Annotated in this window: 5 protein-coding genes and 2 pseudogenes; 4 read left to right on the forward strand and 3 right to left on the reverse strand. The window is 39.1% G+C overall.

The window, feature by feature from the left end; genetic code table 11:
- The 4 genes and pseudogenes from EEJ45_RS18780 to EEJ45_RS17695 all read left to right on the forward strand — a co-directional run.
- Positions 1–436: pseudogene (locus tag EEJ45_RS18780) on the forward strand (IS3 family transposase); the annotation flags it as partial.
- Complete coding sequence (locus tag EEJ45_RS17685) at positions 433–909, forward strand: COG3415 family protein (RefSeq protein WP_124566071.1); 477 nt, start codon at positions 433–435, stop codon at positions 907–909. The pseudogene EEJ45_RS18780 and the gene EEJ45_RS17685, both read left to right, overlap by 4 nt.
- A 344-nt stretch (positions 910–1253) precedes the next feature.
- Entirely contained in the window at positions 1254–1856 is a 603-nt protein-coding gene (locus EEJ45_RS17690; protein ID WP_124566072.1) for a recombinase family protein, read from the forward strand.
- Between the two features lie 134 nt (positions 1857–1990).
- Complete coding sequence (locus tag EEJ45_RS17695) at positions 1991–2917, forward strand: PB1 domain-containing protein (RefSeq protein WP_124566073.1); 927 nt, start codon at positions 1991–1993, stop codon at positions 2915–2917.
- 235 nt (positions 2918–3152) lie between these two features.
- Here EEJ45_RS17695 and tnpC read toward each other — a convergent pair.
- From tnpC to EEJ45_RS17715, 3 genes and pseudogenes are all read right to left on the reverse strand, one after another.
- A pseudogene (gene tnpC / locus EEJ45_RS17705) lies at positions 3153–4631 on the reverse strand (IS66 family transposase).
- A 420-nt stretch (positions 4632–5051) separates the two neighbouring features.
- A complete protein-coding gene (locus EEJ45_RS17710) occupies positions 5052–5597 on the reverse strand; it encodes a DUF3967 domain-containing protein (RefSeq protein ID WP_246000025.1) in 546 nt (181 codons plus the stop codon).
- Positions 5598–6078: 481 nt separating this feature from the next.
- A complete protein-coding gene (locus EEJ45_RS17715) occupies positions 6079–7113 on the reverse strand; it encodes a replication initiator protein A (protein ID WP_124566076.1) in 1035 nt (344 codons plus the stop codon).
- Positions 7114–7541: the final 428 nt, after the last annotated feature.

Genomic DNA, 7541 nt, shown 5'->3' on the forward strand with positions numbered 1-7541 from the left:
TGAAGCCATTAGCCGGCTTAGTGAGGAAACTGGTATCACAGAGGCTACGTTGTATAAGTGGCGGAAGGATGAACGTGTAGCTGGAACTGCTGCACCTGGAGATGGACAAGGAGCCGATAAGTGGAACAGCGTAGATAAGTTTTTGATTGTGATGGAAACATACGCAATGAACCAAGCAGAGCTCGCAGAATATTGCCGTAAGAAAGGCTTATATAAGGAACAAATTGAGGCATGGCGTGAGGCGTGCCTGAGTGCGAATGGAAATGAAACACCTCAAACGAAACAGTTACATCAAGACTTAAAAGAAGAAAAGCGCCGTGCAAAAACATTAGAAAAAGATTTGCGTAAAAAAGAGAAAGCTCTGGCAGAGGCGGCAGCTTTATCACTGTTACGAAAAAAGGCCCAAGCGATCTGGGAGGACCAAGGGGAAGAATGATTCGCTCGTCAGATCGCGCACTCGCTGTAGAACTCATCCAAGAAGCAAACAAACAGGGGGCGCGGTTGGCACTGGCATGCCAGGAGCTACATATCAGTGTGCGCACATATGAACGCTGGGTTTCAGAAGGTGGCGTCAAGGAAGATCAACGCCCCTTGGCCGTGCGGCCAATACCGAAAAATAAACTAACGCAAGAAGAAAAACAAGAAATGTTAGAAGTGGTAAAGAAAGAAGAGTTCGCGAATTTACCACCGACTCAAATCGTACCGAAACTAGCGGACCAAAAGATTTATATTGCCTCTGAATCTAGCTTCTATCGTGTACTTCGGGAGAATCAGATGCAGCACCACCGCGGGAGAAGTAAGCGCCCGGAGAGGAAATTACCTGAAAGTCATTTGGCTACTGGGGGTACCGTCATATTTATGCGGATTTACAACGTTAAGAAGAAAAAGCCCTGTATCATTGGGGTATAGCCTATTGATACAAAACTGAATTCCAGTTAAATTAGGCTTCGTAGCGTCTCATATTACTTGTTTCAAAAGTCTTATCGGTGTGAATTCAACGGAAAAAGCTGCTTAACGTTGTAAATCCGCATTTTCCGGACTCCACCCCGATAAGAGGGTGCTATTTTAATTTACAATATAGTTCTTGAAAAGTACACCTTTCGAGAACCATACAAACCGATTAAATTTCATACTCAAATACGTGCGCAAAAACATAAAAAACTTTTTCAAGAACGTTCCTGAAAATAAGAAGGATTTTGAGAACTAATGTTGTATATTTAAAAAGAGAATGTTTTTTATAGAGGAGTATGAGGATGAAGTATAAAAAATTTGGTTATGTACGCGTTAGTTCCAAGGATCAAAATGAGGCACGCCAAATAGAAGCCATGCGTCACGCGGGAATAGAAGAAAGAGATATTTTTATTGATAAACAGAGTGGTAAGGATTTTGATCGTGAGCAGTACCAACTCGTAAAACAAATGCTGCGTGAGGGTGATATTTTATACATCCACGCATTGGATCGCTTTGGCCGTAACAAAGAAGATATTTTAAATGAGTGGAATGCGATCACGAAACAAATTAAAGCTGATATCGTCGTACTGGATATGCCCTTATTAGACACAACAAAATATAAAGACAGCTTAGGAACGTTCATATCTGATCTTGTGCTTCAAATTTTGTCCTGGATGGCCCAAGAAGAACGGGAACGAATTCGCAAACGGCAACGTGAAGGGATTCAGGCAGCAAAGAGGGCTGGTAAAAAACTCGGAAGACCACAAACAGTCGTATCGGATGAATTTAAACAAATATACCAGGAGTGGAAACAAGGAGATATGACTGCGGTAGCAGCCATGAAAAAAGCTGGTGTGAGTAAAACCTGTTTTTATAAGTATGTAAAGATTATTGAAAGAAATTGAAAAGGAATTACAAAGTAAAATTAAAATCTTAATTACTGGCGTTGCTTGTATATAGCGTATCATTAGAAAAGTGTGGTTAACGTTGTAAATTCGCACTTTCCTGATGATATGCCATAGTGAAGAAGCTGAAGCTTATGTTGGTCATAACGGTGGAAATAAGCCAGATATTACATCTGGAAAGGCATATTACTTCCTTCCAAACATCTTGGAACAAAGCTGCAGGGAGTAGTAAAAGCGGAAACTTTAATTATACAGTTGTAAGATCGGGTTGGAACCCTGTTAACGGAGAAATGGAAACAGTACATTTTGATTTAATTGCTCAAAAGAGTTGGTATTTGGCTAGTACACTGGTTGCGCCAATCTCTGATAAATTGATTAAAGCTGATAATGTTAATGAATTTCGAGATAATACTATTAGTCAGATTAAAAATAAACATTTATTTAAAAACAATCAAATTCAAATAACTGAGGTAAACGAAGGAAATAAAAATTATATAAATATTCTACATAATTTCCAGAATAAAAATGATATAGAATCCTATAAAAAATTTCAGAATACTCTAGTGGATTATTTTGGAAGTAATTCAGAAATTGTTTTTACCTTTGATAGACCTTTAAGTCTAAAAGAATTACAAAAAATCCAAAAGAAATATAACTTAGATATTAAGTCTTACGAAATTAAAGCTATCGATCAAAATAATGATTGGGTTACTATTGGTGGCGAACCCGAAGGGAAACAGTTATTTCCACAAGATAAATATCAAGATGTTATAAAAGGTTTAAACGTTAAATTTGAAGGGTTTACAAGTATGGTTGCTTTACCTAACAATTTAGATAAACATCAGTTTAAACAGTTGCAAAATGAAAATGGTATTTTTCTTGTTGACTTGTCAAAAGAATATGCAAAAGTCTTATCAAATAATAAAAATGTTAAGATTCGTGTTTCTGATGTTGCATGGATAAAAGATAAGTTAAAATTTTTGGTTTTGACAATTTTGATATTCCTTTTAAAAGAAAAAATATACTTAATGCCCAAAGAAGCCCAGCTTGTGCAATTTTAACCGAATTATTTTCAGAAACCATGAAATTGTCTGCGAAATATGGACCAATAATTAATTTTATAAAAATGAATATGGCTAGTCCTAGCGATAAAAAATGTAAAAAAAACCAACTGTATCTATTATCCTTATTTTTATTCCATAAAATTACTGTAACTACTCAGCCTAGTCCTAGCTAGTTTGCTAGAAACGAGTCAGAAAGTGTTCACGGGGGTGCCCCCGTGAACTTCCCTCTACCTCATGTGGCAAACAAATCTACTGGTTCGCCTTCTATGATATGCCCAAGGGAAGATAACACGGATCGCTTCTGCTTCTTTATGGTGGAAATGAAACTACGAATGCGACAAAATACCTTGCCATCCTGTTCATTTCGGAAGGTGCCAGAAATGTTCTCCTTCACCTTTGCCATACGTATATCGCGCTCTGCTTGATTATTATCAAACGGAACGGAGGCATTCCGAAGAAACATCAGCACACTGTCCTGATACACAGAAAGACGATGCAAGAGATTGCGCGCCGCACTTTGTTTCGGTTTCCCTTTTTTCTTTGTAGCGGGAGGTGCAGGATTTTGTGCGAATCCTCGCTAGATAATCCTTTTATATACCCGTTCCCAGTGTGCCATTCGGTCGGGCGGTAGGGATTCAGACGTTGTCTCTCGTTCTTCCTTCATCCAAAGAAGAACATCCATCATGTCCTGTGCCCATAACTGCTTGGTGTTCTCCCATATGCCTCGCAGCTCTCTGAGATGATGGGCATTACACAGCGCATGCGCACAGGTATTATATCGAAAGTACGAAGGCCAGCCATCATGAATGGACACACCGCGATATTGTGGCAGCACCTTCATGGCATCCATTGCTTCCTTGCCTCGTTTCGGATGGATCATGTAGAGACTCGCTTTGGCATTACTTGCCACATGAAGCCACTGGCGCTTTCCTTCTACACGCATCCCCGTTTCATCCATATGAAGAATAGGGGATGATAGAAGGTGACGGTAGATATCTTGTTCTACCGTCTCCAAGGCTTTGCCCATTTGTCTATTGATGGTGACAAGTGTGCCTTCACTTACCGTATGACCAAAAAGATCCGCTATCAATTCTGCCGTCCGCTCATAGGGAATGAGCTGATATTGTGTCAAGTACGCTCCGAGCGCTCGAAGGCGCGGGCCGTATTGTACAGGGCGTTTTACATGAGCGGGAAACTCAGCTTCCTGTAGGCTTCGGCAGCACGGACATGATTTGACTTCAGCTTCGTGTTGTGTCACTTCTATCGATAACGGCGGAATATCAAATACTTGCCGGATGATATGACGCTTCGGTGGCACATCTTTCAAAGATGTGCCGCAACCCGCACATGTGGTAACAGGGTGAACACAACGATGATCCGGGTGATCGGTCATACGAAGCGTATGACCCGTGTGTCCCGGCAGTCCACCAGACTGCCGCCCTGTTTTCATGCGGGATGACTTTGGAATAGGAGCCCAGTCAGAAGAAGGCGGCAAATGGCTGTTAGTACTGTTTTTTTTACCCTGTGCTTCTAGCGTTTGAATACGTGCTTCTAACGTCTGAACCTTTTCTTCTAATTCATGATTCCGTTGAAGCAATGATTGAACCTGCGCTTCTAACTCTTGATTGCGTTGAAAGAGTGTCTGAATCAGCTGTACAATCTTGTCTGGTTTTGCATGGCAGACAGTCAAAATCTCGTCTCGTGTCATCATCTTGTTCACCTCCTGTTTATTATGGTAGTACCATTCTTTACAGGAGAAAGGAAATCTAAAACACAAATCTATAAAACGTAACTATCAGCAAGCTGAATAGTTACAAATTACTGTATAGATAAAACATATGAATATAACTATTAAAAACCCAGTAAACAGGTAAGTCCTTACTTCTTCTTCCATTGGCATATACATATAAATACCTCCGAATCTAAAGTATGATTGTATTTTTTTATTTTTTCCCCAAATATTATAATTATCCTTTTAGATTATTAAATATTTTTTGTAGATCCCTTACAGACTCTGTTACCATAACATTTAACAGATGGGAAAATACAAGGCATAGAAGAACGCACTAAGCGTATGGCAAAACAAAAATAAGTAAAGAGGCGGCCATTTTATATGGTCGCCTTTTTTCGCTTACTTCCAAAATTGCCACCATTTCTTTTTATTCTCCGCTGCGATCTGCAATTTTGTTTCTTGCAGTTCTCTTATCGTTTGTAGCAGTGACATATCGCGGTTCTCTAGCCGTGCCCAGAGCCGTTCCTGGAACTCCCTCTGCTGCTGTGCAGCTTCTTCTTGCTTCTTTACCAATTCATACATGAGGGCTGCTTGTTGTTGCTTAAACGTCTCAAACTCTTCGGCTGTAACAGTGGCTGTTACGCTTATTTCGGTTGTTTTTTTTGTATCAGTACTTGATACAGGGCGACCGATATGCGTTGCTACCACTACGTTTGCGGCGCTTTCTAGTGTCATATCGGGGTTTTGGGTTAACTCAATTAGTTTACGCAGCGCTATAACGTCATGGTCAAAAAAACCGCGGTGACCATGCTCGTTTTTATGCATGCAGTAACCAGCCTTCTCTAGTATCTGACAATACTTTCGCAACGTAGAATTTTGTATTTGTAAAAGCAAACTGGCTTCCTTGGCATTATATATACGTGTTCCTGTTATATCACCCGACATGTCGATCACCTCCTCATAAAGGTATTCCACATAGGTAGGGGATTCCCTTGTATGAGAGAGGGAAGGAGGTACTCGAATCATATAAAAATTTCATTTACTAGACTATTTTAATAAAAATTAAAAAACCAGTATACCCTTTAATGGTGGAGATATCCTCTAATCTTGTTCTCTTAATCAGGTATGTGAAATTTTATAATTTCTACGTTTGAAAGTTTGTGAAATTTGCAGTTTTTTTTACTCTACGTGTGTCGGTAGGGACTATGTCTTTTTGCAAGTAAAAAAGTCCGCAAAATAGGGGTTGTTTTGGGGATAATTAGTCGGAGTAAGTTTTTTGGTTTGGAATACCCTACGAAACATACTCTGCCAAGACTTACAGAGATTCAACTATGTCGGTACGCGTACCGACATACTCAGGTTGAATACTTTTGACGTCAAAAACAACCCCAGAATTTACTGGTTTTCGCTCTAAAAAGTTTGTGAATTAAGCATATCTTTGTAAAACCATATTGCTTAAGGTAACAAAATCGTCAAGGCTAATTTTACCTGCAGCATATTGGGATTTAACAGTTTCTAATCGATCATCGCGTTCTTTCCAGTCTGGAATGCTTTCAGTTCTAATTGGTTGTTTAATTTCTTGCAGTTCTTTTTTAGCAGCTTCTTGTTGTCGCTCCAATTCCGATACTTTGTTTGTAAACGTACGATTTAAGAACGCACCAAAGTTATCTGGTTCGGCTGCTATTGTAGCTAAAATACAGTTTTTCATCTGCGTAGGTGTTAAGCGACCTTCAAAACGTTTACAAAGTTTATTAACCGAAGAAATAATATCATCACTCAAAAGGTTTTTGTGGTTTTGGAAGGCAGACTGAGCTGATTGGAATTTTAAACGGGAATACAGATTCTCTTTGATTGATAGATTAGTATTATTCTTTTTATGTTTGTTTTTGTCAGTTTGATTAATATAAGTCTTACTCGTGTGTAAATTTGACACATCCGGGAGGGTAATTTTTACACACCCGGATGTGTCATTTTTACTCGTCCGGGTGTGTAAATTTGACACATCCGCGTCATTACTGGATTCTTCAGCTATAATTCCTTGCTTCTTCATTTCTTCTGTTGCTTCCTCGCGGTATTTACGAGACAAACGTGCGATAAGCTCGCGGTCCTCATCGGTCATATCTAATTTGGCAATATAGCTGCGGTTTGCTTTATTGTTTCCCATCTGTACAGACATGTATAAACCAACCTCAGCAAGCTCATCGCGATACTTACCAGCAGTCTTACGGCTCACTCCTAGAAACTCAGCCATTTCTTCAACTTTTGAGATAAAGAATATGCGACCTTCTTCGTCGTACCAGTTATTTTCAATGGAAAGGTTTTGACGATCTAATAAGAACATGTATAACTGCTTGGCCTGCGCAGATACTTTTTTGTACTTTTGAGCATAATAAAAGATTTTTGGGACTTGGTAAAAGAGAAGTGTATCGTGGTCATTTTTAGTGTAGTAGTTAAAGGACATAATAAAAAACCTCCAGTGTTTTCCCCGCCGGAAGCCGACTACCCTAAAAAAGAGTATAGGAAACTAGAAGTTTTGTTTGCATTTTTTTGAAGTTATGATACTATCAATATAGACAGTATCATATTTGCAAACAAAAACTCCTGGTTTTGGGATTTTCGTAGGTTGAATGTAGCGGCCAAACTCACGCAACCTTCGAAAAGCGGCTCCCGGGGGTTTTTTATTTTTTATTTTAAATGTGTTTGTTTAGAAATTTATGTATATCTAAACTTAAGAATAGCAGACTTGTAGAAAATTGCAAATAGAAAAACAGGTTCTGGTGCAAATACTTGAAGAAAATATAAAAAAGCGAAAGATCTCTAATGACTGTTGGTCTTAAGTAACTAGTCCAAACAGTTGATGGATGAATTCTTTTTGATTTTGGACAGACT

Origin of the sequence: Ectobacillus antri, assembly GCF_003852715.1 — a bacterium.
In the GTDB taxonomy this organism is placed as follows: domain Bacteria; phylum Bacillota; class Bacilli; order Bacillales; family Bacillaceae_G; genus Ectobacillus; species Ectobacillus antri.